The sequence below is a fragment of the Prauserella oleivorans genome (assembly GCF_042685745.1).
Classification (GTDB): domain Bacteria; phylum Actinomycetota; class Actinomycetes; order Mycobacteriales; family Pseudonocardiaceae; genus Prauserella_A; species Prauserella_A oleivorans.
Genome location: NZ_JBHUNT010000001.1, coordinates 3,318,892 through 3,344,682 on the forward strand (window position 1 = coordinate 3,318,892; position 25,791 = coordinate 3,344,682).

Annotated in this window: 23 protein-coding genes; 10 read left to right on the plus strand and 13 right to left on the minus strand. The window is 71.6% G+C overall.

Going from position 1 to position 25,791, the window contains the following annotated elements:
* The first annotated feature begins 139 nt into the window (after window positions 1-139).
* Entirely contained in the window at window positions 140-1,333 is a 1,194-nt protein-coding gene (coaE, locus tag ACFSZT_RS16280) for a dephospho-CoA kinase (RefSeq protein WP_377390298.1), read from the plus strand.
* Window positions 1,334-1,437: 104 nt separating this feature from the next.
* Here coaE and ACFSZT_RS16285 read toward each other — a convergent pair whose 3' ends face one another.
* Complete coding sequence (locus tag ACFSZT_RS16285; RefSeq protein WP_377390300.1) at window positions 1,438-1,956, minus strand: DUF402 domain-containing protein; 519 nt, start codon at window positions 1,954-1,956, stop codon at window positions 1,438-1,440.
* 58 nt (window positions 1,957-2,014) lie between these two features.
* Between ACFSZT_RS16285 and ACFSZT_RS16290 the strand changes: the two genes are divergently transcribed.
* From ACFSZT_RS16290 to uvrB, 3 genes are all read left to right on the plus strand, one after another.
* Window positions 2,015-3,271 (plus strand): PucR family transcriptional regulator, encoded by a 1,257-nt coding sequence (locus ACFSZT_RS16290; RefSeq protein WP_377390302.1) that lies wholly within the window; start codon window positions 2,015-2,017, stop codon window positions 3,269-3,271.
* A gap of 130 nt (window positions 3,272-3,401) precedes the next feature.
* The gene (locus ACFSZT_RS16295; protein WP_377390304.1) at window positions 3,402-3,626 is read left to right on the plus strand and encodes a hypothetical protein; all 225 of its coding nucleotides are present in this window, start codon (window positions 3,402-3,404) and stop codon (window positions 3,624-3,626) included.
* A gap of 63 nt (window positions 3,627-3,689) precedes the next feature.
* Window positions 3,690-5,849: an excinuclease ABC subunit UvrB gene (uvrB, locus tag ACFSZT_RS16300; protein WP_377390306.1), complete on the plus strand. Its 2,160-nt coding sequence runs from the start codon at window positions 3,690-3,692 to the stop codon at window positions 5,847-5,849.
* Here uvrB and ACFSZT_RS16305 read toward each other — a convergent pair whose 3' ends face one another.
* A complete protein-coding gene (locus ACFSZT_RS16305; protein WP_377390308.1) occupies window positions 5,850-6,230 on the minus strand; it encodes a VOC family protein in 381 nt (126 codons plus the stop codon).
* A 198-nt stretch (window positions 6,231-6,428) separates the two neighbouring features.
* Between ACFSZT_RS16305 and cynS the strand changes: the two genes are divergently transcribed.
* On the plus strand, window positions 6,429-6,875 hold the full coding sequence (cynS, locus tag ACFSZT_RS16310; protein WP_377390310.1) for a cyanase: 447 nt from the start codon (window positions 6,429-6,431) through the stop codon (window positions 6,873-6,875).
* A gap of 62 nt (window positions 6,876-6,937) precedes the next feature.
* Here cynS and ACFSZT_RS16315 read toward each other — a convergent pair whose 3' ends face one another.
* The 3 genes from ACFSZT_RS16315 to ACFSZT_RS16325 are packed head-to-tail and all read right to left on the minus strand — an operon-like array spanning window position 6,938 to window position 11,635.
* The gene (locus ACFSZT_RS16315; protein ID WP_377390312.1) at window positions 6,938-7,696 is read right to left on the minus strand and encodes an enoyl-CoA hydratase/isomerase family protein; all 759 of its coding nucleotides are present in this window, start codon (window positions 7,694-7,696) and stop codon (window positions 6,938-6,940) included.
* Between the two features lie 49 nt (window positions 7,697-7,745).
* Entirely contained in the window at window positions 7,746-8,768 is a 1,023-nt protein-coding gene (locus ACFSZT_RS16320) for an ABC transporter permease (protein WP_377390314.1), read from the minus strand.
* Window positions 8,765-11,635 (minus strand): alpha/beta fold hydrolase, encoded by a 2,871-nt coding sequence (locus ACFSZT_RS16325; RefSeq protein ID WP_377390316.1) that lies wholly within the window; start codon window positions 11,633-11,635, stop codon window positions 8,765-8,767. The genes ACFSZT_RS16320 and ACFSZT_RS16325 overlap by 4 nt, the downstream gene beginning before the upstream one ends.
* 296 nt (window positions 11,636-11,931) lie before the next feature.
* On the opposite strand from ACFSZT_RS16325, the gene ACFSZT_RS16330 reads away from it, so the two are divergent.
* Together ACFSZT_RS16330 and ACFSZT_RS16335 are read left to right on the plus strand one after the other, a co-directional pair.
* Window positions 11,932-12,999, plus strand: a complete 1,068-nt coding sequence (locus ACFSZT_RS16330) for a TerC family protein (RefSeq protein WP_377390318.1) — start codon at window positions 11,932-11,934, stop codon at window positions 12,997-12,999.
* A 37-nt stretch (window positions 13,000-13,036) separates the two neighbouring features.
* Window positions 13,037-14,983, plus strand: coding sequence for a S9 family peptidase (locus tag ACFSZT_RS16335; protein ID WP_377390320.1), 1,947 nt, complete (start codon window positions 13,037-13,039; stop codon window positions 14,981-14,983).
* Here ACFSZT_RS16335 and ACFSZT_RS16340 read toward each other — a convergent pair.
* Genes ACFSZT_RS16340 through ACFSZT_RS16355 form a run of 4 tightly spaced genes read right to left on the minus strand, consistent with a single transcriptional unit; the run spans window position 14,976 to window position 17,694 of the window.
* Window positions 14,976-15,629: an RES family NAD+ phosphorylase gene (locus tag ACFSZT_RS16340; RefSeq protein WP_377390322.1), complete on the minus strand. Its 654-nt coding sequence runs from the start codon at window positions 15,627-15,629 to the stop codon at window positions 14,976-14,978. The two genes, ACFSZT_RS16335 and ACFSZT_RS16340, sit on opposite strands and share 8 nt — an antisense overlap.
* Window positions 15,630-15,659: 30 nt before the next feature.
* Window positions 15,660-16,244 carry a DNA-binding protein gene (locus ACFSZT_RS16345; protein WP_377390324.1) on the minus strand — a complete coding sequence of 195 codons (585 nt, stop codon included), beginning with the start codon at window positions 16,242-16,244 and terminating at the stop codon, window positions 15,660-15,662.
* Between the two features lie 37 nt (window positions 16,245-16,281).
* Entirely contained in the window at window positions 16,282-16,980 is a 699-nt protein-coding gene (locus tag ACFSZT_RS16350; protein WP_377390325.1) for an AraC family transcriptional regulator, read from the minus strand.
* A 36-nt stretch (window positions 16,981-17,016) separates the two neighbouring features.
* A complete protein-coding gene (locus tag ACFSZT_RS16355) occupies window positions 17,017-17,694 on the minus strand; it encodes a histidine phosphatase family protein (RefSeq protein WP_377390327.1) in 678 nt (225 codons plus the stop codon).
* 38 nt (window positions 17,695-17,732) lie between these two features.
* Between ACFSZT_RS16355 and ACFSZT_RS16360 the strand changes: the two genes are divergently transcribed.
* Window positions 17,733-18,479 (plus strand): ABC transporter permease, encoded by a 747-nt coding sequence (locus ACFSZT_RS16360; protein WP_377390329.1) that lies wholly within the window; start codon window positions 17,733-17,735, stop codon window positions 18,477-18,479.
* A gap of 3 nt (window positions 18,480-18,482) precedes the next feature.
* Here ACFSZT_RS16360 and ACFSZT_RS16365 read toward each other — a convergent pair whose 3' ends face one another.
* Genes ACFSZT_RS16365 through ACFSZT_RS16380 form a run of 4 tightly spaced genes read right to left on the minus strand, consistent with a single transcriptional unit; the run spans window position 18,483 to window position 22,400 of the window.
* Complete coding sequence (locus ACFSZT_RS16365; protein ID WP_377390331.1) at window positions 18,483-18,836, minus strand: hypothetical protein; 354 nt, start codon at window positions 18,834-18,836, stop codon at window positions 18,483-18,485.
* Window positions 18,833-19,615, minus strand: coding sequence for a nitroreductase family protein (locus ACFSZT_RS16370; RefSeq protein ID WP_377390333.1), 783 nt, complete (start codon window positions 19,613-19,615; stop codon window positions 18,833-18,835). The genes ACFSZT_RS16365 and ACFSZT_RS16370 overlap by 4 nt, the downstream gene beginning before the upstream one ends.
* Before the next feature lie 11 nt (window positions 19,616-19,626).
* A complete protein-coding gene (locus tag ACFSZT_RS16375; protein WP_377390335.1) occupies window positions 19,627-20,850 on the minus strand; it encodes a thiolase family protein in 1,224 nt (407 codons plus the stop codon).
* A complete protein-coding gene (locus ACFSZT_RS16380) occupies window positions 20,817-22,400 on the minus strand; it encodes an AMP-binding protein (RefSeq protein WP_377390337.1) in 1,584 nt (527 codons plus the stop codon). Before ACFSZT_RS16380 ends, ACFSZT_RS16375 begins: the two co-directional genes overlap by 34 nt.
* A gap of 177 nt (window positions 22,401-22,577) precedes the next feature.
* On the opposite strand from ACFSZT_RS16380, the gene ACFSZT_RS16385 reads away from it, so the two are divergent.
* The gene (locus ACFSZT_RS16385; protein WP_377390339.1) at window positions 22,578-24,224 is read left to right on the plus strand and encodes a helix-turn-helix domain-containing protein; all 1,647 of its coding nucleotides are present in this window, start codon (window positions 22,578-22,580) and stop codon (window positions 24,222-24,224) included.
* 123 nt (window positions 24,225-24,347) lie between these two features.
* On the plus strand, window positions 24,348-25,766 hold the full coding sequence (locus ACFSZT_RS16390) for a hypothetical protein (protein WP_377390341.1): 1,419 nt from the start codon (window positions 24,348-24,350) through the stop codon (window positions 25,764-25,766).
* The last annotated feature ends 25 nt before the right edge of the window (window positions 25,767-25,791 follow it).

The window sequence follows — 25,791 nt, forward strand, 5'->3', positions numbered from 1 at the left end:
GCGATCGCCTTCGCTCGGCACCGTACGCAACCGATGCCTTCCACGGTGGGAGGTGCTCGGCGTGTCACCCGAAAACGCGCATTACGTTTTGGTAGAGGGCGCAGCGTCAGCGCGGGAGGGGAACTGGTTGAATGCGCCCATGCTGCGAGTGGGGTTGACGGGCGGAATCGGGGCGGGCAAATCGACGGTCGCGGCCCGGCTGGCCGAGCACGGCGCGATGGTGATCGACGCCGACCGGATCGCCCGGGAGGTCGTCGAGCCGGGCACCGAGGGCCTCACCGAACTGGTCGCCGAGTTCGGTGAGGACATCCTGACCCCGGACGGGGCGCTCGACCGGCAGGCGCTTGCCGCGAAAGCCTTCCGCGACGAGGGCTCCCGGCTGCGGCTGAACGCGATCATGCATCCCAGGATCGGCAGGCGAACCCTCGAGCTGATGAACCAGGCCGCGCCGGATGCCGTGGTGGTGCACGACGTACCGCTGCTCGTGGAGGGCGGCATGGCGACGAACTACCACCTGGTGCTCATCGTGGACGCCGACGAGGACGTGCGCGTGAAGCGGCTCGTCGAGGCGCGCGGCATGGCCGAGGACGACGCGCGCGCCCGCATCGCCGCGCAGGCGACCCGCGAGCAGCGGCAGGCCGTGGCCGACGTGTGGCTCGACAACAGCGGCACCTCGGAGGAGGTGCTGGGCCAGGTCGATGCGCTGTGGCGGGAGCGGCTGGTGCCGTTCGAGGAGAACGTGCGCCTGCGCCGGAGGCGGCCGCCGCAGCCGCCGGTGATCTCGCCGCCCGACGAGACGTGGCCGGCACAGGCTGAGCGGGCGCTCGCCCGGATCCGCGCCGCCGCGGGCGCCCGGCTGGTGCGGGCCGACCACATCGGATCCACGTCCGTGCCGGGGCTGCCTGCCAAGGATGTCCTGGACCTGCAGGTCACGGTCCCCACACTCGCCGACGCCGACGCCCTCGCGGACCCGCTGTCCGACGCCGGTTTCGTTCGCGCCGAGGGGCACTGGTTCGACCAGCCGCAGGACGGCGCGCCCGCGGATGCCCTGTGGGACAAGCGTTTCCACTTCGGTGCCGATCCCGGACGTCCTGTGAACCTGCACGTGCGTGCCGCCGAGGGACCGGCGTGGCGGCTGGCGCTGCTCTTCCGCGACTGGCTGCGCGCCAACCCCGACGAGGCCGCCGCGTACGCCGACATCAAGGACCGGCTCGCCCGCGCGCATGCCCACGACGCGAGCGTGCTCAACTACGCCGAGGAGAAGCAGGTGTGGGTGGACGCGGGCTTCAAGCGTGCCGAAGCCTGGGCGCAGAACACCGGCTGGACGCCGTAGCCGGCTGGTTCAGAGCAGGTCGCGCCGACAGCCGGTGGCGACTGGTCCTGCACCTCGAGCTTCGCGTCCAGGCGCGTCGGGCCAGACCGATCGGCTGGCGGGTGTCAACCGTGCGGTGGATGCCGCCGCCAGTGCAGCGTGATGTCCAGATCGGACAGCCAGTGGGCGAGGTCGTAGCCGTGGCGCGCGAGCGCGTCGACGCACCGGTAGGCCGTCTGCAGAGCCTGGCATGCCTGGTGCCGGGTGACGAGCCCGCCCTCCAGCGCCTCGAGCAGCTCACCCGTGTCGATCACCTCCACGCCGCGGCCGGTCCGCAGCACCAGGTCGAGATAGAGGTCGGTGGTCCGCCACACGTCACCGGCGCGGTCGATGGTCACGACATCGAGGTAGAAGTCCTGGTCGCGCTCGTGGCCGGGGTTGAACCAGAAGTCGGTGACGCGCAGCCCGAGTTCGGGCAGCAGCCACGACTCCACGTAGTGGAACTGCCGCCTGCCCGGTGCCGGCCGCGCGAGGTACAGCCCGAAGGGTTCGACGCGGTACTCCTCGACTGCCCGCACCACGCCCTTGGGATCGGTGTTGGTCTTCGCCGCCACGTCGAAGGTCTCTGACTTCGGTGAGTGCATGCCCGCATTCTTCCGGGGTTCGCGCCACGGAGACGAACATCACGTCTACAGTGATCGCGTGCAGCAGGCAGCCGTCTCGTCGGAGCCGCTGGCGGCCGTGGCCGCCGCCCTGGCCGACCGTGCCGCGGAGCTCACCGGACAGCTGGTGAGCCTGTACGACCGTGAGCTGCCGGACCTCGTGCACGACGACGAAACCATGGTCAGTCTCTTGTCGGCCAGCGTGTACCAGAACATGGACACGGCGTTCCAGGTCTTCCAGCACGGCATCGACCCGACCCGGGTGGAGGCGCCGGCGGCCGCGGTCGAGTACGCGCGGCGGCTCGCGCAGCGCGGCACGCCGGTGATCAACCTGATCCGCGCGTACTACCTCGGTCAGACCGCGATGCTCGACCATGCCTTCGGCGAGGGCGCCCGGCTGATCGCGGACCCGCTCGCGCTGGGCGCCGCGATGCGGGAGGCGCTGACCAAGGCGTTCGCCCTCATCGACCGGATCACACAGCAGGTCGTGTCCGCCTACGAGGAGGAGCGCGCCAACTGGATGCTCAACCGCAGCGCGGTGCGGGCGGCCCGTGTCCGTGCGCTGCTGGAGAACGAGCACGACGACATCGACGCCAGCGAGGCGGCGCTCGGCTACCGGCTGCGCGGCACCCACGTCGGCATGGTGGTCTGGTACTCGGAGGACACGCACCCGGCCGACCCGCTCGCGGGCCTGGAGGCCACGGCGAGCCGGTTCACCGCCGACCGGCCCGGTGACGTGCGGCCGCTGTTCGTTCCCCACGACGAGCGGTGCGCGTGGGTGTGGCTGCCCGTCGAGCGGTCCCACCTCCCGGGCCGGGAGCAGATCGCCCGCGCGCTCGCCGGTGACGCGGAGGTCCGAATCGCGCTGGGGGAGCCCGGCGAGGGCCTGGACGGCTTCCGCCGGACCCATCGCCAGGCGGTGCGGGTGCAGGGGCTCGCGCTCGCGGCCGGGACGAGCGCGGCGCGGGCGCTGACGTTCCGCGACGTGGGCGCGATGGCGCTGATGACCGCCGACCTCGACGCCGCCCGGACCTGGGTGAGCGACACCCTGGGTGCGCTCGCGGCGGACGAGGAGCAGAACGGGCGGCTGCGCGAGACGCTGCGGGTGTTCCTTGCCGCGGGGGCCAGCTACACCGCCGCGGCGTCCCGGCTGACGATGCACAAGAACTCCGTCCAGTACCGCGTGCGCAAGGCGGAGGAGCTGCTGGGCCGTCCCGTGTCGGACAACCGGCTGGACGTCGAGCTCGCGCTCAACCTCTGCCACTGCCTCGGCGCCGCCGTCCTGGCGCGGGCCTGAGCGGCCGCGGTTCGGTGCGCCGGACCAGTGCCGTCCGCGATCGTTGGTCGGTCGGCACGAAGCGTGGCCACCCGGTTGCCCGTAGCCTTCACCCATGGGGTCCATTGCGCACGAGCCGGATGAGGCAGTAATGGTCGTTCGTCTGCGCCGTGGACTGGTCGGCGAGAGCAGGCGGGTGTGCCACGTGGTGCCGGTGCCCTCCGAGCCGGTGCCCGACGAGCTGGTCGCGTACTGCGGCGCGCGGATCCTACCCGGGCAGGCCGACCTGCTGAGCCACCTCACCGGCATGCCCTGCGACTCCTGCCTGGCCATGACCGTGCGGCCGGGCCGCGCAGGCCTCGCCGCCGCGTTCTAGGCGCGGGCGGACCGTTCCAGACGCGGGCGGAAACTGTCGGTCCGGGCGCTTACCCTGGACCACGTGGCTTTCGCGACCGAACACCCCGTGCTGGCTCATTCCGAGTTCCGACCGGTCTCCGAGATTCCCCGGAAGAGCGGCCGGTTCCAGGTGGTCAGCGACTACGAGCCCGCCGGCGACCAGCCCGCGGCCATCGACGAGCTCGAGCGCAGGCTCAAGGCGGGGGAGAAGGACGTCGTGCTGCTCGGCGCGACCGGCACCGGCAAGTCGGCGACCACGGCGTGGCTGATCGAGCGGGTGCAGCGGCCCACGCTCGTGATGGCCCCGAACAAGACCCTGGCCGCCCAGCTGGCCAACGAGCTGCGCGAATTCTTCCCGCACAACGCGGTCGAGTACTTCGTCAGCTACTACGACTACTACCAGCCCGAGGCGTACGTCCCGCAGACCGACACCTACATCGAGAAGGACTCGTCGATCAACGACGACGTCGAGCGGCTGCGGCACTCCGCCACCATGAATCTGCTCTCGCGCCGCGACGTCATCGTGGTGGCGAGTGTGTCGTGCATCTACGGTCTCGGTACGCCGCAGTCCTACCTCGACCGCTCCTCGAAACTCGTCGTGGGCGACGAGGTCGATCGCGACACGTTCCTGCGGGCACTGGTCGACGTCCAGTACACGCGCAACGACCTGGCGTTCGCGCGGGGCACCTTCCGCGTGCGCGGCGACACCGTCGAGATCATCCCGGCGTACGAGGAGCTCGCCATCCGGGTCGAGTTCTTCGGCGACGAGATCGACAAGCTGTACTACCTGCACCCGCTCACCGGCGAGATCGTCGACAAGGTCGACGAGGTGCGCATCTTCCCGGCCACGCACTACGTCGCGGGCCCGGAGCGCATGGAGAAGGCGATCCGCGGTATCGAGGCCGAGCTGGAGGAACAGCTCGAGAAGCTCGAGAAGCAGGGCAAGCTCCTCGAGGCGCAGCGGCTGCGGATGCGCACCACCTACGACATCGAGATGATGCGCCAGGTCGGGTTCTGTTCCGGTATCGAGAACTACTCGCGGCACGTCGACGACCGGCCGCCGGGTTCGGCGCCGGCGACGCTGCTCGACTACTTCCCCGAGGACTTCCTGCTGGTCATCGACGAGTCGCACGTGACGGTGCCGCAGATCGGCGGCATGTACGAGGGCGACGCCTCGCGCAAGCGGACCCTGGTCGAGCACGGGTTCCGGCTGCCGAGCGCGCTCGACAACCGGCCGCTGACCTGGGAGGAGTTCTCCGATCGGGTCGGCCAGACCGTGTACCTGTCGGCGACCCCGGGGCCGTACGAGATGGGGCAGACCGGCGGCGAGTTCGTCGAGCAGGTGATCCGGCCGACCGGCCTGGTCGATCCCGAGGTGATCGTCAAGCCCACCGAGGGCCAGATCGACGACCTGGTGCACGAGATCCGCACCCGCGCCGAGAAGGACGAGCGCGTCCTGGTCACCACGCTGACCAAAAAGATGGCCGAGGACCTCACGGACTACCTGCTGGAGCTGGGCATCCGGGTCCGGTACCTGCACTCCGAGGTCGACACGCTGCGCCGGGTGGAGCTGCTGCGGCAGCTGCGCTCCGGTGACTTCGACGTGCTGGTCGGCATCAACCTCCTGCGGGAGGGTCTCGACCTGCCCGAGGTGTCGCTGGTGGCGATCCTCGACGCGGACAAGGAAGGGTTCCTGCGCAGCGGCACCTCGCTGATCCAGACGATCGGCCGTGCGGCGCGGAACGTGTCCGGCCAGGTGCACATGTACGCCGACACGATCACCGACTCGATGCGGTACGCGATCGACGAGACCAACCGCAGGCGGGCCAAGCAGATCGCGTACAACGAGGAACGCGGCATCGACCCGCAGCCGCTGCGGAAGAAGATCGCCGACATCCTCGACCGCGTCTACACCGAGGCCGAGGACTCGGAGGAGGAGATCGCCGTCGGCGGCTCCGGCCGCAACGCCTCGCGCGGGAAGAAGCCGGAACAGGGCGACAGGGTGCGCAGCTCGGGTGTGCTGGCCGACCGCGACGTGAGCGGCATGCCCCGGGCCGAGCTGGCCGACCTCATCCAGCAGATGACCGAGCAGATGATGCAGGCCGCCCGCGATCTGCAGTTCGAGCTGGCGGCACGGCTGCGCGACGAGATCGCCGAGCTGAAGAAGGAGCTGCGCGGCATGGATGCCGCGGGGGTGAAATAGTCACTCCGCGCTGGGGTCGCTCTCCAGGAGGCCGAACAGGTTGCCCTCGGTGTCCCAGCAGTAGGCCAGCCAGCCCACGCCGGGCACTGCGCTCTTGCCCTCGGCGACCGTGCCGCCCGCCTGCTCGATCTCGCGCACGGTCACATCGAGCTCGGCGACCTCCATCGTGAGTGGGTAGGCGTTGACCGCGGCGCCCTTCTCCGGGGGAGGGCCTTCCCGCTGCAGCAGCCCACCGTCGAGGCCGGACCCGTTGCCCGTGGTGATCGACCAGTAGGGATGGGGTCCCCATCTCTCGAACGACCACTCGAAGACGGTCGCATAGAAGGTGATCGCACGCTCCGGATCGCTCGCGTGGACTTCGAAATGGACGGGACGGGGCATGGCGGCCTCCTTGCCGGGATGCGCCGTGCGCGAGATGGAACGGAGAAGCTTACGCCGGAATTGTCGGCCACCGCGGGCGCGGTTGTCAGCAACCGACCGGCAACGCCGACGACGAGTGTGCCGGTGGTGAGCGTGTGCTGACACCGGCGCTGTCGCGGGGAAACAACCGGGAAACGTGCCGGTACTACGTTCGGCGCGATGATGACCAAGAAGGAAGCCGCCGACGCCGTCGTCACCGCCAAGACCCGGCTGGGACTGACGTGGGAGAAACTCGCCGAGGTGGTCGAGGCCCCGCTGGCCTGGTCGACCGCGGCACTGCTCGGGCAGCACCCGATGAGCGAGCAGCAGGCGCAGGCCGTCGGCCAGGTGCTGGAGCTGAGCCCCGAGGTCGTCGAGGCCCTGCGGGCACAACCGATGCGCGGCGCGCTGGAGGACGCCGTGCCCACCGACCCGACGATCTATCGGTTCTACGAGGTCCTGCAGGTCTACGGACCGACGATCAAGGAGCTCATCCATGAGAAGTTCGGCGACGGCATCATGAGCGCCATCAACTTCAAGCTCGACGTCGACCGCCGCGAGGATCCGGGCGGCGACCGGGTGGTCGTGACGCTGGACGGCAAGTTCCTCAAGTACCAGTGGGGCTGAGCCCGAGGTGACCACGCGGGCCGGGTGCCCCGCCTGGATGCCCGGCCCCCTCACCGTCCCGGTCAGTCGCCGAGCATCGCCGCCACGTACGAACGGATCGTCGCCAGCGTCTCGGGTGCGCTCCACACGTGCTCGACATGCGCGTCGTCGGAAGGGCCATGCTCGCCGATGCGCTCGTTGAACGGCCGGTGCAGCTGCCGTTTGGTGTGCAGGAACGCCTCGGGCGGTACCCGGCCGAGCGTGCGGGCCAGCTCGGCCGCCCGCCCCACGACGGCGTCCTCGGCGGCCATCGCGTCGACGAGCCCGCGGGCGAGCGCGTCCGGCCCGCGCCAGGTGCGCGCCCACACCATCAGCTCCGTCAGCGCCGGGCTGCCGTAGGCACAGCGCAGGATCTCGGTCGCCGCCAGCGGGAACGGCACGCCCACGCGGAGCTCGGTCCAGCCGAGCATGCCGTGGTCGGCGTTCATCACCCGCGCGTCACACGCGGCGGCCAGCACCGCCCCGCCCGCGATGGCGTGGCCGTTGATCGCCGCCACCACCGGGCGCGGGAAGTCGAACAACGTCAGGAACACCTCCGAGAGCACCGGCAGGAACTCCCGGACGTACGCCGCGCCGCCTGTGACCAGGCGCCGCAGGTCGACGCCTGCCGAGAACACGCCGGCCGTGCCGGTGAGCACCACGGCGGGATGTCCCGCGCGCAGGACGTCGTCGAGGACGCCGAGCAGCCGCTCGCACAGTTCCGTGTCGAGCGCGTTGGCCTTGCCGTGGGCCAGGCGCACCACGGCGACGCCTTCGGCGGGCCCGAGTTGGATCGACGACATCGGCGGCCTCCGGCGGCTCGCGGCTGTACGAGCCCTCAGGCTAGCCGCGTCAGCTGGTGATGTCCTTGGTCGCGAACCGGCGCGCGGCGAGCAGGCCGAACACGGTGGCGTAAAGGGTCGCCGACAGCGCGCCCGACGCCATGTCGGTCCAGTCGACGTCGGTGGCGATGAGGTCCATCCACGCGAACGAGAAGTGGGTCGGCAGGAAATCGCGCAGGTCGCCGAGCGCGGTGATCTGGTCGAGGATCTGCGACAGGATCGCCACCACCACGGCGCCGCCGACCGCACCGAGCGGAGCATCCGTCGAGACGCTCAGCAGCAGCGCCAGGCCGGCGACCCAGGCCAGCTGGATGATCAGGTAGACCGTGGCGAGCAGGATGGCCAGCACACTCTGCCCGAACGGAATCGAGTCGCCGGTCGGGCTGATCGCTTCCCCGGAGCCGTACCAGAGCACGCCTGCCACCAGGGACACCAGCGGCAGCACCACGATCGTGAGCGCCGAGAGCAACGCCGAGGTGATCGCCTTCTGCCGCAGCAGCCGATGCCGGGGCACGGGGATCGCCAGTAGGTATTTCAAGCTCGACCACGACGACTCGCTCGCGATCGTGTCACCGAAGTACAGCGCCACGATCATCGGCAGCAAGAACGAGCCCGACACGAACAGGGCGACCACGACGAAGTTCGGCGCGCTCGCCGTCGCGAGGTCGATGAATCCGCCGGACCGCCGGTTCGGGCTGGCGTCGCCGATCTCGAACGCCGCCACCAGGATGAACGGCAGGAGCGCCACGAACCCGATGACGAGCTGAGTGCGCCTCCTGCGCAGCTGCCGTCGCAGCTCGACCCCGAGCCGGAGGGTGCGGCTCGCCCGGTAGCCCGCGACGGCGCCGTCGGGCCCGAGTCCGGAGGTCTCGCTGCCGGCGGCGGTCAGCTCCTCGAGGGCCGCCGGGTCGGTGTGCACGCCGTGGTCGGCGGTGCCGACCCGGGCAGCGCCCGAGCCACTGCCCGACCCGTTGCCCGAGCCGTGGCCCGCCACGTGTCCGCCGGGGCCGCGTGTCTTGCCGGTCCTGCTCATGCGCTGCCGTCACCTTCTCCGACGAGTTGCAGGAACGCGTCCTCGAGCCTGCGCCGAGGACCCGCCTGTTCCACGGACACGCCTGCCCGCACGAGCGCGGCGATCGCCTCGGACCGGGGGAGCCCGTCGAGATCGGCGTGCACCAGCGTTCCGTCGACATCGATCCGCGACACCCCGCCGACGCCGCGCAAGGCCTCGGCGGCGAGCTGGGGATCGTCGACACGGAATGTCGCCTCGCCGCCCGCGGCGACGATCTCGTGCACCGCCCCCGAGGCGACCAGCCGGCCCCGGTGCATGACCACCACGTGTGTGCACGTCTGCTCGACCTCGGCGAGCAGGTGGCTCGACACCAGCACCGTGCGCCCGGTGGCCGCGTACCGGCGGAGCACCTCGCGCATCTGGTGGATCTGGGGCGGGTCGAGGCCGTTGGTCGGCTCGTCGAGCACGAGCAGCTCCGGCAGCCCGAGCATCGCCTGCGCGATCGCGAGCCGCTGCCGCATGCCCTGGCTGTAGGTGCGGACCTTGCGGTGCACGGCGTCGCCGAGGCCGGCGATCTCGAGCGCCTCGGCGACATGAGCCTGGTCGCTCGGACGCCCGGTGGCCTGCCAGTACAACGTCAGGTTCGCTTTCCCGGAGAGGTGGGGCAGGAATCCGGAGCCCTCGACGAACGACCCGATGCGGGAGAGCACCGGCGCGCCGGGCGTGACACGGTGGCCGAACACGCGGATTTCGCCCGCACTCGGCGTGATGAGCCCCATCAGCATGCGCAACGTCGTCGTCTTGCCCGCGCCGTTCGGTCCGAGCAGGCCGAGCACCTGGCCGGGCTCGACGCGCAACGACAAGTCGTCCACCGCGGTGAGGCCGCCCGGGTAGGCCTTCGTGAGACCGGTGATGACCAGTGGTGTCGACGCGAGCTCCGGGTCGACGCGGTGGGAGCGCCTCCGGCGCGTGGCGGCCACGATCGCCACGCCCGCGGCCACGACGAGGGCGGCGCCGATACCGGCGAGCTGCCCGACCGGCCAGCCTCCGGTGACCGTGGTGCCCGGCACCACCGGCACCGACAGCGGCGCCCCGTCGGCGAGGGAGATCCGGTAGGTCGCCGGCTCGGCCGGCGTCGCGTACGCCTGGTCGGTGGTGCCGACGACGAGCTGGAGCCGGTGGCCCGATTCGATCGGCCGCACGATGCCGGGCAGGGTCACGGTGGCCTCGACCGACGAGCCGTCCGCGGGCAGCGGCACGCGGATTGGCGAGACCGCGCTGCCGGGCAGCACGCGCGAGCCGTCGGGGTTGACGTCGTACAGCTTGGCGAACAGCACGGCCTCGCCGCCCCGGGCGCCCTGTGGAGTGATGCGGAGCCGGACCGTCGACGAGCCCGTCACCAGCAGCTGGGAGTCCAGCGGATCGGACGTGAAGGAGGCCGACTGCCCGGGCGGGTCCACGGAGAACAGCCCCGAGAGCCGCGACGAGTTGGCCACCACCCGGTTCAGCCCGGGGATGCCGCTGACCGCGGCCGGTGTCGCGCCCGGCGGCCGCACGACCTGCTGTTCGGGGCCGGTCAGGTCCACCTGCCTGCGCTCGGTGGTGCCGACGCCGACGCCGGGGTAGTCCTCGGCCTCCACGCTGCGCACCGACGGCGCGCCGTTGGCCCGCAGCGCACCCTGGACGTCGTAGGCGAACCCGGCTGCCGGATCGGAGCCCTCGCCGGTGAGGTGATGCCAGAGGTAGTCGCCGATGGTGCCGCGCAGCTTCGGGCCCGGCCCGCCGCCGTCGTGGCCGCCGGTGTACCAGACGACCGAGACCTCACCGCCCGCGTCGGCGATCTGCCGCGCGTTGGCGTCGGCCTGGTCGAGGCCGAACAGCGTGTCGCTCTCTCCCTGCACGAGCAGCGCGGGGACGGTGATCCGGTCGGTCACCGACGCGGGGGAGACGCGCCGGAGCAGGTCGAGCGTGCGTGGCTCCGCACGGCCGTCGGTGGCGACGTCGGTGTAGGCGGCGCAGATCTCCGCGCTGAACCGGCCGCACGTGCCGGACGCCGCGTCCAGCGCGGGCGCAGGCGTGCTCGCCGTGGGCGGCACCGCGCTCGTGCCCGCTCCCGGAGCGGTCGTGCCGGCCTCGTCGTTGTCCACCTCGTCGCCGGGCTCCACGGCGTCGGGGCCCGGGCCGCCCGAGCCCGACGGGGCGCCGATCCCGGCGGAGAACAACGTGCCGGCCCAGGCCTGCTTGAACACCCCGGCCGCCGACCCGGCGCCGGCGGCGGGTGTGCCGGGGTCCCGGTAGCCGGTCGAGGCGGCGTTGGGCAGCAGGGCCTGGCCGAGGTCGTTGTAGGTGATGACGGGTGCGATGGCGTCGACGCGCCGGTCGGTGCCCGCGAGGAGGAGGGCCAGCGCGCCGCCGTACGAGGCGCCGGTGACGCCGACGCGCGGGTCGCCCGCGGAGTCCTTGGCGACCTCCGGCAGGCCCGCCAGGTAGTCGAGCAGGCGGGAGGCGTCGGCGACCTCGTAGTCGGGATGGTTGAGCGAGATCCGGCCGGTGCTCTCGCCGAACCCGCGCGCGGAGTAGGCGAGCACCACGAAGCCCCGCTCGGCCAGCTCCCGCGCCTCCCGCGCGACGCTGTTCTTGTCGCCGCCGAACCCGTGCGGCAGGAGCACCGCCGGAGCGGGCGTCTGCTCGGGCACGTAGAGCGTGACGTCGAGCTGCACGCGGTCGGCCGAGCCCGGGGCCGCGGCGACGTCGATGGTCGCGTCCTGGGTGCGGTACCGGGGTGGCTCGTCACCGTCGCGGAGCAGCACGACGCCACCGGCGACGAGCAGGACGACCACGGCGAGGAGAGCCGCCAGGCGGCCACGAACGCGGGGAATGCGGGGCACGACCTTCACACTATTGCGCGTTTGCTGAGAACCTGCCTCGGGCACCCGCTGTTCAGGGAGCAGGGTGCTGCGTTGTGACGGACGTTACGCGTGACGCGTTGGTGACTCGCGTGACTGCGGCTGGCGTTCCCGCCTCCGACCCAGGAAGATGGAGGAGCTTTGGAGGGGAGTATTCCTTCGCGGCGGTGTCGTCAACACGGTTGTCGTTCTCAGGCACCCGGCACCGCCGGCCGGTACCGCCGGTGGAAGAGACCTCTGGGTAGTGGCCGCTTTCCGCTAACCGGAGGATTTCGTACATGACGGTGCCGTTCTGGCTGTGGCTTGCCACCATCGGCGGGCTGATCGTTCTGCTTGCGCTCGATCTCGTGATCGTGGACCGCAAGCCTCACGAGGTGACCACGGGTGAGGCCGCCCGCTGGGTGATCTTCTACGTGTCCTGTGCCGTGGTCTTCGGCATCGGTGTCTGGGTTCTGGCAGGCCACGATCCCGGCGTCGAGTTCTTCACCGGCTACATCACCGAGTACTCGCTCTCGGTCGACAACCTGTTCATCTTCATGGTGATCATGGCGTCGTTCAAGGTGCCGGCGATCCACCAGCACCGGGTTCTGTTGATCGGCATCGTGATCGCGCTGGTGATGCGCGGTGCGTTCATCGCCGTGGGCGCGGCGCTCATCGCGCAGTTCGTGTGGATCTTCTTCGTCTTCGGTGCGGTGCTGATCTGGACCGCCGTGAACATGGTCCGCAGCAAGGACGAGCACGAGGAGTACCAGGAGAACGCGGTGACGCGGTGGGTCCGCAAGATCTTCCCGGTCACCGAGGACTACGAGGGTCACCACTCGATCGTCAAGCGTGACGGCAAGCGCTACATCACGCCGATGTTCCTGGTGATCGTCGCGATCGGCAGCGCCGACCTGCTGTTCGCGGTCGACTCGATCCCGGCGATCTTCGGCATCACGCAGGAAGCCTTCCTGGTGTTCACGGCCAACGCGTTCGCCCTGATGGGCCTGCGGCAGCTGTACTTCCTGCTCGGTGGCCTGGTCAACAAGCTGGTCTACCTCTCCTACGGCCTGGCGATCATCCTGGCCTTCATCGGCCTGAAGCTCGTGCTCCACGCGCTGCACGAGTACCACGTGACTCCGGCGTGGCTGGAGATCAACAACTGGATGTCGCTGGGCGTCATCGTGGCCGTGCTGACCATCACCACGGTCGCCAGCCTGAGGAAGGCCAAGCGGGATCCGAGCGCGGTCGGTGGAGGCGGGCTCGACCTGAAGGCGGAGGCTCCCGAGCAGCGGGAGGAGCGCCGGCAGGCCGAAGGCTCGGCCGCGACCGAGGACGAGGCGGCAGGCAGCCGGCACGACAAGTAGGTCGTTAGGTCGGCTAAGGATCCGGTAGGGTGCCCCCGTGCGCCCTGCTGACATCGAACTGCTGACGGTCCCCGGCAGGCCCGCCCTGTCCGGGGACCTTCTTCTTTCCGCCGTGAGCCGGCCCGACCTGGCGAGCAACTCCTACCGCGGCTCACTCGTCCGCATCGACTCCGATGGCGTGACGACGTGGACCCACGGCGATCGGGACAGCGCCCCGGCCGTCTCGCCGGACGGCCGCTGGGTGGCGTTCCTGCGGGCGGCCGCGACGTCGGCGCCGCAGCTGTACGTGATGCCCGCCGGTGGCGGCGAACCCCGCCGGCTGACGGCTCTCCCGCTCGGCGTCGACGCGCCGGTGTGGGCGCCCGACTCCCGGCGCATCGCGTTCACCGCGCGGGTTCCCGAGCCCGGCCGGTACGGCGTTCCGCTGCCCGGGGAAGACGAGGCGCCCGAACCGGCCGAGGAGGCACCCCGGCGGATCACCCGGTACGACTACCGGATCGACGACATCGGGTTCCTGCGCGACCGGCCGAAGCGGCTGTTCGTCGTGGACGCCCTCGCGGACGATCCCGTCCTCGAGCCCGAGCCGCTGACCGACGGCGACGCCGACGTCAGCGACCCGGCGTGGACCCCGGACGGCCGGTCGGTACTCCTCGTCGCTCCTCGCGACTGGGACCGGGTGGAAACGCTGCACAGCGACGTCTACGCGGTCCCGGCTGAGGGCGGCACGCCACGACTGGTGGTGCGAACGCGCGGGAAGGCCTCCCGGCCCGCGGTCGCCGCGGATGGCACCGTGTACTTCTACGGCACCGAGTTCGACGGTCTCTCGGCCGCCGCCACCAACACCGGGCTCTGGGCCGCCGCGCTACCGGACGACGGCACAGCGGCCGAGCCACGCCGGCTCACCGACGCCGAGTCCGTCGACTGCGTCGCCGCCGCGGGAGAGCCCGCCCCGTACGGCGACGCGGTGCTGGTGGTCGTCGGCCACCGGGGTGCCGCACAGCTGCGCGCCGTGCCGCGCTCCGCGGACCACGCCGTGCTCGACGACCTGCCCCTGCTGGCCGGTGAGCGGGCCGCCGTCCGGTCGTTCACCGTGGACGGCGGCCGCGTCGCGTTCGTGCAGGCCGGCCCTGCCGACGCCGGCGAGGTGCTGCTGCTCGCCGGTGATACCACGACAACGCTCACGGCCTTCTCCGAGCCGCTGCGCGCGTGCGGGGTGCGGCCCGCCGAGGAGCTCACCGCGACCGCGCCGGACGGCTACCCGGTGCACGGCTGGCTCGTCCTGCCGGAAGGACCGGGGCCGCACCCGGTGTTGCTTGTCGTCCACGGCGGGCCGTTCGCCGCGTACGAGTGGAGCCTGTTCGACGAGGCGCAGGTGTACGCCTCGGCGGGGTACGCCGTGGTGCTGGGCAACCCGCGCGGCTCGGCGGGCTACGGCGAGTCGCACGGGCGCGCGGTGCTGCGCAACCTCGGCACGGTGGACGCCGACGACCTGCTCGCCCTGCTCGACGCCGCGCTGGAGCGGTCCGACCTGGACGGCGACCGGGTCGGCGTGATGGGCGGTTCCTACGGCGGGTTCATGACCGGCTGGCTCGCCGCGCACCACGGCGCCCGGTTCCGCGCCGCGTGGAGCGAGCGGGCCGTCAACGCCTGGGACTCGTTCGCGGGCAGCTCGGACATCGGCTGGTCGTTCACGGAGAACTACGTGGGCACCGATCCGGACGAGCAGCGGCGGCGCAGCCCGTTGAGCTACGCCGACAAGATCGGCATCCCGTTCGCCGTCGTGCATTCCGAACAGGACTGGCGCTGCCCGCTCGAGCAGGCCCAGCGGCTGTTCGTGGCGTTGAAGAAGAACGGCGCGGAGACCGAATTCCTGCTCTTCCCGGGCGAGGGGCACGAGCTGTCCCGGTCCGGCAAGCCACGGCACCGGCTGCAGCGGTTCGAGGCTGTGCTGGACTGGTGGGCGCGGTACCTGCCCGTCAGTTGAGCAGCAGGTAGTTGAGCTCCCGGCACACCCGGCTCAGCGGCACGTCGAGCCCGGGGTGGTCGAGGGCGAGCAGCACGTCCGGGGACGCGGGCAGCGCGCCGGCCGCGGGCGGGTCCCACAGGCACACGGCGGGTGCGCCCGCGTCCATCGACGAGCGGTACCAGAGGCCGTCGAGGTCGGGGAAGGCCGCCCGGACGGCGCGGGCCCACGCCTGCGTGATCTTCTTGGGTCCGCTGGAGATCTCCTGCGACGCGCCGACGCGGGTGGGCCACAGCCCGGACAGATCGAGCAGCCGCAGTGTCCGGGATGGACGGACGACGACGAGGTACGGTCCGCGGGTCTTGCGGTCCACGGTGGACGTCGTCTGGAAGACCTCGGCGACACTGGTGCGCACCGACAGTCCGAAGTAGAGCACGCCGTTGTCCGGGTCGTCGGCGGCCTTGCCGCGCTGCGCGCGCTGCGGGTCGAACCGCCCGTGCGGCAATGGACCGGTGTAGCGGAAGGAGTCCCAGCGCTGCGGATGGTTGCCGCGGGCGGTGAAGATCCGGACGAGGCGGGTCGCGGGATGGACCGCGACGATGTCCTCGGATTCGCGCAGCTGCTCACGCAGGACGTCGCGGGCCGGAGGCAGGGGTAGCCGTGCCATGGGCTGTGGTTACGCGTTCCTCGGGCGGGGTCAGGCCGGGGTGCCGAGCGTGCTCGCGAGCTCGGCGACGGGGGTGGGGTCGCCACCGGCCAGCAGCCACTCCCGCGGCGTCACCGGCGCGTCGTCGATCCGCAAATCGTCCTGCGGGGTGCTCATGAACCCGGCCACCACCAGCGCGGGCTGGTCGTCCGGGACGGCGCGCAGCACCGCGTCGAGCCCGGGCAATACCCCGGTGGCGGTGAACTGCCACGCGGGCAGCCGCCAGCCGCCCTGATCCTTCCAGCCGGTGAGCCTGCGCTCCTTGAGCCGGTGCCGCACGCGACTGTCGTCCACGCCGAGCCTGCGGGCCGCCTCGCCGACCGTGAGCGCGGAGTCCGCGAAGACGGCGTGCGTGGCGACGGCGCCCGCCCGGTAGTCGATCTCCTCGTCGCGATGCGGGGACAGGTCGAGTCCCGCATCGGTCAGCACCGCGCGCTGCTCGGGGGAGAAGTAGTGCGCCGGTTGCGGGTTCGGCGGCGACAGGCGGCGTGCGGCCTCCTCGACGAGAGCGAGGAACTCGGCGGTGTCCACCTTCAGTCCGGCCTTGGCCAGGACGTTCTCCAGCGCTGCGGTCATGCGCCCAGGTTAGCACGGGCGTGCGCTTTCGTGCGGTTCACGCGCGAGTCCGGTTGCCGAGCCGCGCGAAGAACCGGCGGGGCGTGGTGCCCGTGAGCTCGCGGCAGTCGCGCGTCAGGTGGGCCTGGTCCGCGTAGCCGGCGACGGCGGCAAGGGTGGTGAGGTCGGGCACGTGCGCGGCCGCCGTGACTGCCCGCCGCAGCCGGGCCACGCGCACGTAGGTCGCCGGCCCGTAGCCGACCGCACGGGTGAACCGGCGGCGCAGCGTCCGCTCCGGGGCGGGAAGGCCGGCCAGCGCCGCCGACACCCGCGGCGCACCCGCGTCCAGGCGCGCGATCAGCGTCCGCAGCACCGGATCGTGCTCCCGCGCGAGCCGGGCGCCGACGACGTCGGCCAGGGCGGCCGGCTGTGCCCGGAGTCGGTCGGCGGTGGCGCGGCCCTGCCGGCCCCATAGGTCGGCCAGCTCGACGCGCTGGTCGGTCAGCTCGGCCGCCGCGACGCCCAGCGCCCTCGGTGCGTGGCCGGGGCGGAACCGGATGCCGTGCACGAGCGTGCCGGACGGAAGGTCGGTGTCCCACGGACCGGTGTCCGGACCGGCGACGAACACCCGGTCACCGGCGACCATGAGATCGGCGCAGCCGTCCGGAACGATCCGGGCAGGCCCGTCCGTGCGCGACCACCACAGGCACCGCACCGCGTCGGTCAGCGCGGCCGGCGGCGCCGCTTCGCGGTACATGCCGTCATGATGCCACCGCGGGCCCGTGGAGACGGGTCAGTCGTCCAGGTGGGCCGTGTCGTTGAAGCGGCGCACGATCCAGCGCTCGCCGGCCACGACGAGCTCGGAGATCGACCCGTTGTCGGCGCCGATGAACGCCAGCGGGGCGGCACGGCTGGCGAGGGCGAGCGCCTGGCCGATCACCCCGCCGTGGGTGAACACGGCGACCTGGCCGCCGGGGTGGGCCGCCGCGAGGCGGGCGAGCGCGGCGTGAACCCGGCCGGCGAAGGCCTCGTTGGACTCGGCTCCGGGGATGACGTCCCAGCGTTGCTCCTCGGCGATCCGCCTCGCCAGCGGATGCCCTTCGGCGACGTGCCTGCGGTAGAGCCCGCCCTCCCACTCGCCGAGGTGCACCTCGCGCAGGTCCGGCTCCACGCGGGGGACCAGCCCGAGCCGCTCGGCCAGCGGTGCCGCCGTCTGGGCCGTGCGGCGCAGCGTCGTGACGTAGAGGGCGGCCAGCTCCGCCGTGGCCAGCCGGTCGGCGACCCGCTTGGCCTGGTCGTGACCCTCGGGCGCCAGCTCGGGATCGCCGTGCCCGTCCACCAGCGGGAACGGTTCGCTCGCCCGGGCGGCCGCGGAGGCGCCGTGCCGGATCAGAAGCAGCCGGGTGGCACCGGGTGGCGGTTGGTAGCGGTACTGCGGGTACTCGGGCTCGGCCGGCTCGTTGCGGGTCACGGTTCGAGGTTAACGGTGTGTGCGCGACGATCTCCGCCGTGACGAACGGTTCTGTCGCGGCGGGCCCGGCGCTCGCCGTGGTCCTGGTCGCCCTGCTCGCCTTCGCGGGGGTGGTGGTGTGGCTCGGCGGGCTGGGGTCGTGGCGTGCGGTGGTGATCGCCGGGGTGCGCGCGGCGGTGCAGCTGGCCGCGGTGTCGCTGGTGATCGCCGCGATCCTGCGATCCGGCTGGTACACGGCCGGCTTCGTACTGCTCATGTTCGGGGTGGCCGCGGCGACCTCGGCCCGCCGGATCGGCGCGCCGAGGGACGTGCCGTGGACGGCGCTCGCGATCGGGGGTGGCGTCGCGCCGGTGCTCGGGCTCGTGCTGGCCTCCGGTGTCGTGCCGCTGCGCCCGGTGGCGGTGGTGCCCGTGGCGGGCATCGTGATCGGCGGTGCCATGACCGCGACGTCCCAGGCCGCCCGCCGCGCCGTGGACGAGCTGCGCACCCGCCATGGCGAGTACGAGGCCGCGCTGGCGCTCGGCCTGGAGCAACGCCCGGCGGCGCTGCTCATTTGCCGTCCCTCCGCCGGGCACGCGCTCGTCCCGGCACTCGACCAGACCCGCACCGTCGGCCTGGTGACCCTGCCCGGAGCCTACGTCGGCGTGCTGCTCGGCGGGGCGAGCCCGGTGCAGGCGGGCGTGACGCAGCTGCTCGTCCTCATCGGACTGCTCGCCGCGGAGGCGGTCGCCGTGCTGGTCGCCGTCCAGCTCGTCGCCGCCCGCCGGCTGCACGCGGACTGGTGAGCCTCAGCCGCGCCACACCGAGCCCTGGATCAGCACGCCGTTGTGGATCAGGAAGCTGCGGACCACGTTGGCCTTGCTTACGGCTTCTTTGCCCTGCCAGCCCTGGGCGGCGACGAAGGTGTCGATCCACTCGTTGACCGTGACCCGGCGCTTGACGCTGACGAATCGCTTGCCGGTGTCCTTCTTGCGCAGGAAACAGAACGCCACGAGCTCGTCCGGCGACTTGCCCACGTGCTCGCAGAACGCCTCCAGGATCCGGAGCCGCTCCTCCTGCGCGCCGGGGTCGTCGAGGTGGTGCGAGGCGCTGGAGCGCCAGCGTTCCACCGACGGTGCGGTGCGGATGTCGAGCGACTTCACAGCGGCAGCCCGAATCGCTCGGCGAGCCGGCGGACCTCGGCGAGCCTGCGCTCGGCGTTCATCGGCTCCTGGATCATGCCTTCCCGCTTGAGCCGCTCGGTCACCTCGGGGATCTCGTCCCACGGTGTGCCGTACTGGCCGCGGTAGAAGTTGTCCGCGAGCGAGCGACGTGGCCGCTGACCACCGCCGTCCGGGCTCTCCGCGGGATAGCCGACGAGCAGGATCCACATCGGAATCCAGTGGTCGGGCACCTTGAGCGGTTCCTTCGCCGCGGCGGCGTTGAAGGCGTGCAGGCCCACACCGAGGCCCTCGTCCACGCCCGCGAGCATGGCCTGCGCGATGGCCAGGCCGGACTCCACCGACACCGCCCACGTGCTGGCCATCGCATCCTTCGACATCGGCTCCACCACCTGGCCGAAGGCGACCTCGTCGACGTAGGCGTGCGACCAGCCGTGCGTCACCGGCAGCGCGCCGAGGTCGACGAGCTCCTTGAGCCGGTCCTGCGCGCCGTTGGCGAACGACATGTCGCCGTACCAGAAGATGGTGACGGGGGCGAGGTCGAGCTGCACCGTGGTGGTGGGCGTCTTGAGCTGCTCGCGGATCTCGTCGGTGAGCTCGTCGCGGTAGCAGACGATGGCCTTCACGAAGTCGGCGTTGACGGCGCGGGAGGCGCGGTTCGCCGCTTCCAGCATCACCTGGATCTTCTCCGGCTCCACCGGCTTGTTCGGATCGAAGAACCGGATCGTGCGCCGGTTGCCGACGACCTGCTTGAACTCCATTGTTCATCCCTTCACTTCGACAGCACCGTCACGACCATCGCGGCGGCATCGCTGCCGAGGAAGCCGCCGCCGTTCTCCGCCAGTGCCACACGTGCGCCCGCGACCTGGCGGTCGCCGCACCGTCCCCGGAGCTGGTCCGCGAGCTCGACGAGCTGGCCGCACCCGGTCGCTCCGATCGGATGCCCCTTGGCAAGCAGCCCGCCGCTCGGATTGACCACCTGCGCGCCGCCCAGGCGCGTCTCGCCGGAGCGCAACAGCCCCGCCGCCTCGCCCGGACCGCACAGCCCCAGCTCCTCGTAGGTGATGAGCTCGGCGGGCGCGGCCGCGTCGTGGATCTCCAGCACGTCCACCTCGTCCGGCCCGATGCCGGCCTGCTCGTAGGCCTGCCCGGCCGCGCGCTCGACGGCACCCGGTTCCCCGGCGCCGCGGTCGGTGCCGGACACGAGCGCGCACGCGCGCACCCACACCGGGTCGGCGCCCAGCCGCTGCGCCCGCTCCGGCGAGCAGACCACCACCGCGGCCGCGCCGTCCCCGATGGGCGAGCACATCAGCAGTGTCAGCGGGTCGGACACCACGCGGCTGGCGAGGACCTCCTCGGCCGTGACGGGGTTGCGGTACTGCGCGTTGGGGTTGAGCGCGGCGTGCGCGTGACTCTTCACGGCCACTTCCGCGAAGTCCTCCGCCGTTGCCCCGGTGCGCTCCATGTAGGCCCGCGTGTTGGCCGCGTAGACGTCCATGAAGAACGACCGCTTGCCCTCGTCCTCGCGCTCCTCGGCCGGCAGCGGTGAGCCCGCCGAGCCGCGCGCCCAGCGTTTGAGGTCGTCGAGCTGCATGAGGTCGACGGCCGTGCCGATCGCCGCGAACGATGTGGCCTTGTCCTCGTGGGTCAGCTTCTCGGCGCCCACCGCGAGCGCCACGTCCGTGGCTCCGGAGGCCACCGCGGAGACCGCCAGGTGGAACGCGGTGGAGGCCGACGCGCACGCGTTCTCGACGTTGACGATCGGCGTGCCGAGCAGCCCCGTATGCCGCAGCGCCACCTGGCCTCGGATCATCTCCTGCCCGGTGAGGATGCCCGCGACGGCGTTGGAGAAGTACACCGCGCCGACGTCGGCGGGTGTCACCCCGGCGTCCCGCAGCGCACCGTCGACGGCTTCCTCGGCGAGCGAGCGGATGGTGCTGTCGGCGAACTTGCCGAAGCGGGTCATGGCCGCGCCGGCGATGCAGACCTTCCCCATCGGCTTCCCTTCTGTTCCCGGTCCCAGGTGGACGGTGTGATCCCGCGGGCCCGCAGGGCCGCGTACTGGTTGCGTTCGGTCGCGGTCTTCGGCAGTTCCTCGACGAGCTCGACGTAGCGCGGCACGGCGTAGTGCGCCATCCGGCCCGCGCAGAAGCCGAGCAGGTCCTCCGGGTCGACGGTCGCCCCCGGCCTGGGCACGACACAGACCTTGATCTCGTCCTCTCCGAGCTCCGACGGCACGGCGTGGGCGGCACACTCGAGCACGCCGGGGTGGGCGTTGACGACGGTCTCGACCTCCCACGCCGAGATGTTCTCGCCGAGCCTGCGCATCGACTCCTTCTTGCGGCCGCGGTAGTAGAAGAAGCCCTCCTCGTCGTAGTGCGCGAGGTCGCCGGTGTGGAACCAGCCGCCGCGGTAGGCCTTCTCGGTGGCCTCGGGCAGCTTGTTGTAGGAGGTCATGCGGCCCTGCGGGTGCCGGAAGACCAGCTCGCCGACCTCGTGCGGGCCGAGCGGGCGGTCCTGGTCGTCGACCACCCGGAACTCCACCCCGGACACGCCCGCCTTGCCCATCGCGCCGACCTTGCCCTCGTCGTTGAGCAGGATGCCGGGGGAGTCGACCATGCCGAACCACTCGATGATCCGGACCCCGAAGCGCTCCTCGAACTCCCGCCACCGGTCGGGCGGGCAGCCCGCGGAGAGCACGACGCGCACGTTGTGGTCCCGGTCGAGCGGGCTCGGCGGCTGCTTGAGCAGGATCGAGATCATCCCGCCGAGCGTGTTGAACTCGACGGCGTCGTAGCGGCGGCAGTCGTCGAAGAAACGGGAGGCGGTGAACTTCGGTGCAAGGGCGAGTTTGCCGTCGACGAACATCGATCCGAGCATCGACACCAGCAGCGCGTTGCCGTGGAAGAGCGGCAACCCGGTGTACATCGTCTCGCCGGGTCGCACGCCGGAGGCCTGGACGAGCGCGGTGAGCGGGGCGAGGTCGTACTTGGTGGCGATGACGCCCTTCGGCGGCCCGGTGGTGCCGGAGGTGTACATCATGCCGACGCCGCCGGTGGGCTCGTCGAGGTCGACGTCCGGTTCGACGTCGGCACCGGAGAGCAGCCGCTCGATCGTCCAGTCCACGCGGCCGCCCGCGGGTCCGTCGCACACCACGAGGTGCCGGAGTGCGGGCAGGTCCGTGGCGACGGACAGGACCGCGTCGCGCAGCTCCTCGGTGAACACGACACAGGTGGCGCCGGAGTCGGCGAGGATGTGGGCGAGGGTGGCGCCGCGCTGCGAGATGTTCACCGGCACCGAGTGGGCGCCGATCATGAGGATGCCCAGATGCGTCCAGATGAACTCGGGCCGGTTGGGCATCATCAGCGCCACCCGTTCGGCCGGGCGCACGCCGAGCTCCAGCAGGCCGTTGGCGGCGCGCCGGCTGAGCGTGAGCACGTCCCGCCAGGGCACCTCGGTGTCCTTCCACTTGAGCCAGGTGGCGTCGGGGTGCTCGGCGGTGCGGCTGCGGACCAGCTGTTCGACAGCTCCCTGGGCTCGTGGCATCGCGGCCTCCTCGCTCGCCGGCGCTGGGTGAAGCAGCGCTCGCGCGAACCGTGACATGGATCACAACAGTCGCGCAATGTGGGCGGCTGCCGAACGTGGCACGGAACTTTGGCGGCGAGCTACAGCCGCCCCGGCGAGGTGGTGACGCCGGCCGTCGCACCGGCCTACGCTGCGAGGATGGCGCTGGAAGGCCTGCTGCGCCGGTTGCTGACGGCGGACACGGTCAGCGCGGCCGCGCAGGCGGCGGTGGACACGGCTCGCGAGGCACTGGCCGCCGACGTGAGCTGGTGTGGTGTCGTGAGCGACGGCGACCTGCGGATGGCGGCCTACAGCGGACTGCGGACCGCCGAGATGCCCGCGCGCTGGCATCTCGCCGTGGGGCAGGGGATCGGGGGGCGCGTCGCCCAGGAGGGACGCCCCATCGTCTGCCGGGACTACCGGCGCGACCGCAGGCGGGTGCCGGTCATGAAGAACGTGATCGACGCCGAGGGCATCCGGGGCGGTGCGTGTGCGCCGCTGCTGTACGGCGGCGAGGTGCTCGGCGTGCTCTACGCGTGCCAGCGTGTGCCCCGCACGTGGAAGCCGGAGGAGATCCGGCAGCTGTCCGTCATCGGCGCCGACACGGCCGTCGCCTTCGGCCGGATCCGCGAGCGGCACCGGGAGGAGCAGCGGGCCGAACTGTCCGAACGTGTGGCGCACGCCGCGGCGCGCACGGTCGACGTGCTCGGCGCCATCGCGATGAGCCTGGCCCGGACCGAGGACCTGGTGGTGGGGATCGGCGTGCTCGCCCACCATCTCGGCATGACGGCCGAACTCCTGGAGCCCGGCGGCGACCGGCTGGCCAAGGCGCCGCCGGGCGACGGGCCTGGCGAGCCGGTGCGGCTGCGGGTGCCGGTCGGTGACGAGCCGCTCGGCTACCTGCGGGTCAGCGGCGACCGCGAACCCGCGCAGGCCGAGCGGGAACTGGTGGAGATCTGCGCCGATCTCGTCGCGTTGCAGTTGCAGCGCGAGCGGGCGGCGTTGCGGGCGGAATCCCGCGTGCACAGCGAGTTCCTCGACGACCTGCTGGAGGGCCGGATCGCCGACGTACCCGGCATGCGGACGCGCGCCGCGCTGCTCGGCATCGAACCGTCCGCGCCGCGCTACGTCGCGTGTGTGGGCCTGCGGCTGCCGATGGACGCCGGATCGGGCGACGCTCCGCCGGGTGTCACGCGCCGAGTCTTCGCCCACGTCGAGCGGTGCCTGCGGCTGCGGTTCCCGCGCTCGATCGTCAACCCGCGCCGTGGGGACGTCGTGGTGCTGCTCGACCCGGAGGGTGCCGACCTGGAGCGGGTGGACCGCGCGCTGCGCGAGGTGGTCGCGCCCGGGGAGCCGGCGGCAGACCTGGTCGCGGGGCTCGGGCGGTTGTGTCTCGGTTTCGCGGACTACGCCGACTCCTACGCCGAGGCCGCGCTCGCGCTCGACGTCGCGCGGCGCCGCTCGCCCGCGGGCGAGGTGCTCGGCCAGGCGGACTTGGGGCTCTACGGGCTGCTGGCGCGAGGTCCGTCCCGGCAGTCGCTGCAGTCCATTGTGGAGAATGCGCTGGGCCCGCTGATCGAATCCGACACCACCGCAGGCACCGAGTACGTCAAGACGCTGCACGCCTACCTCGACGCCGACCGGCACCTCGAGCGTGCGGCCGCGGACCTGCACGTCCATCCCAACACGGTCCGGTATCGGCTGTCGAAGGTGCAGGACATGCTCGGCGTCAGCCTGCGCGACGTGGACGATCGTTTCCTGCTCGAACTTGCCCTGCGAGTGCAGTCGGCGCTCGAACGGCAGTGACCCGGGGAAGAGCTGTACCGGGCACACAACGCCGCCCGGGGTCGTTGGCACGCGCCGCCATTGTGCCCGAGTGTGACACCGATCACTCTGCGGAGGGGCTCGCCGTACGCAGAGGAGAAACCGATGACAGCGACCGCACCGCGCGCGGACACGGCCACCGCGGAGCTACAACAACGGCAGTTGAAGGCCTACTTCGAGAAGACCAAGCCGATGCCGCAGCTGCTCGCGACCTTGCGCAGCAGGCGGGTGGCGATGGGTTACAAGATCGAGAGCGGCGAGGAGGAACAGTCCGCGGCGGGCAGGCGGCTGCACCAGCCGAAGGGCCCGCTCGCGTTCGTCTCCGAGCACCCCGTCGTGCCGCTGAGCGAGGTCGAGGAGGCCATCGTCGCCTGGTCCGCCTGCGGCCCCAACGGCATGGCGCACTGGGACATCGCCACCAGCGGGGGATTCCACGAGCTGGTCGGCATCGCCGGCCGTACGGCCGCGGGCCCCGGCAACTCGTTCGCGCACGACCTGCTGATCATCAAGGACGAGGGCGCGTTCATCTACAACCCCGGGCCCGAACGCGAACGCATGGTGGAGATCGAGAGCGAAAAGGACTACCACAAGGTCCTGGACTGGTACCGCGACGGCCTGAAGAAGGTCATGGACGGCAGGCCGGACATCGACTGGGCGCTGCGGGCCCCGGGCGCACCCAACGCCTCGCTGTTCGGGCCCTACCAGTACAACGTGAACCGCCCCGGCACCACGTGGTTCATCCCGATCACCGACATCGGCTGGCTGTACTTCAGCGTGATGCTGAACATCTTCGACGCCTGGCACATCTACCTGGTCGACGACAAGACCGGCGAGCCGGCGGGGACCGCGCCTTGGGTCAAGGAAGGCCAGCTGGAGTTCCCCATCACGATCAGCCAGATCGAGCAATTCATCTTCCAGGTGGAGACCTACCCGCCGGGCTCGATGGTGCAGAACATGCGGCTGGCGGCCGAGGCGATGGGCCTGGGCAACTGGATCTTCTGCGGCTTCTTCGACGACGTGCTCATGGGCGCGTTCCCCGACATCGCCCACGGTCTGGGGTTCCGGCATGAGCCGCTCAACGAGCGCGCGCCCGCCGCGTCCGGCGCGCTCAAGACATGGGGCGTGGACGGCGTCAAGGAAGCCACGTACGTGCCCTCGGAGAAGTATCCGAACGGGCGCGCCGTCGTGGACGCGATGATGGAGGAGAAGTACGGCTTCGGTCGCGCCATGTCGAAGGGCGACGACAACTGGATGCTCAGCCACGGCGGCCCGTACAAGCAAGAGGTCGTCCGCAACATCGTCAACAGCCCGGTGGTGCAGGTGAGTGACTGGGCCGTCGAGGCGTGTGCGGCGTACTTCGACTACTGCGTCGAGCACTACGGCCAGGCGCCCGTGTACTTCAACCCGATGCAGTGCAACTTCGGCGCGGTGATCCACCACGTCGACCCGGCGTTCTACGAGAAGTACTACGACGGGTCGAGTGTGACCGGGCAGATCCGCGAGCACATGGACACCTGGCACTGACCGGCGGTCCGGTGAGGGCGGCGAG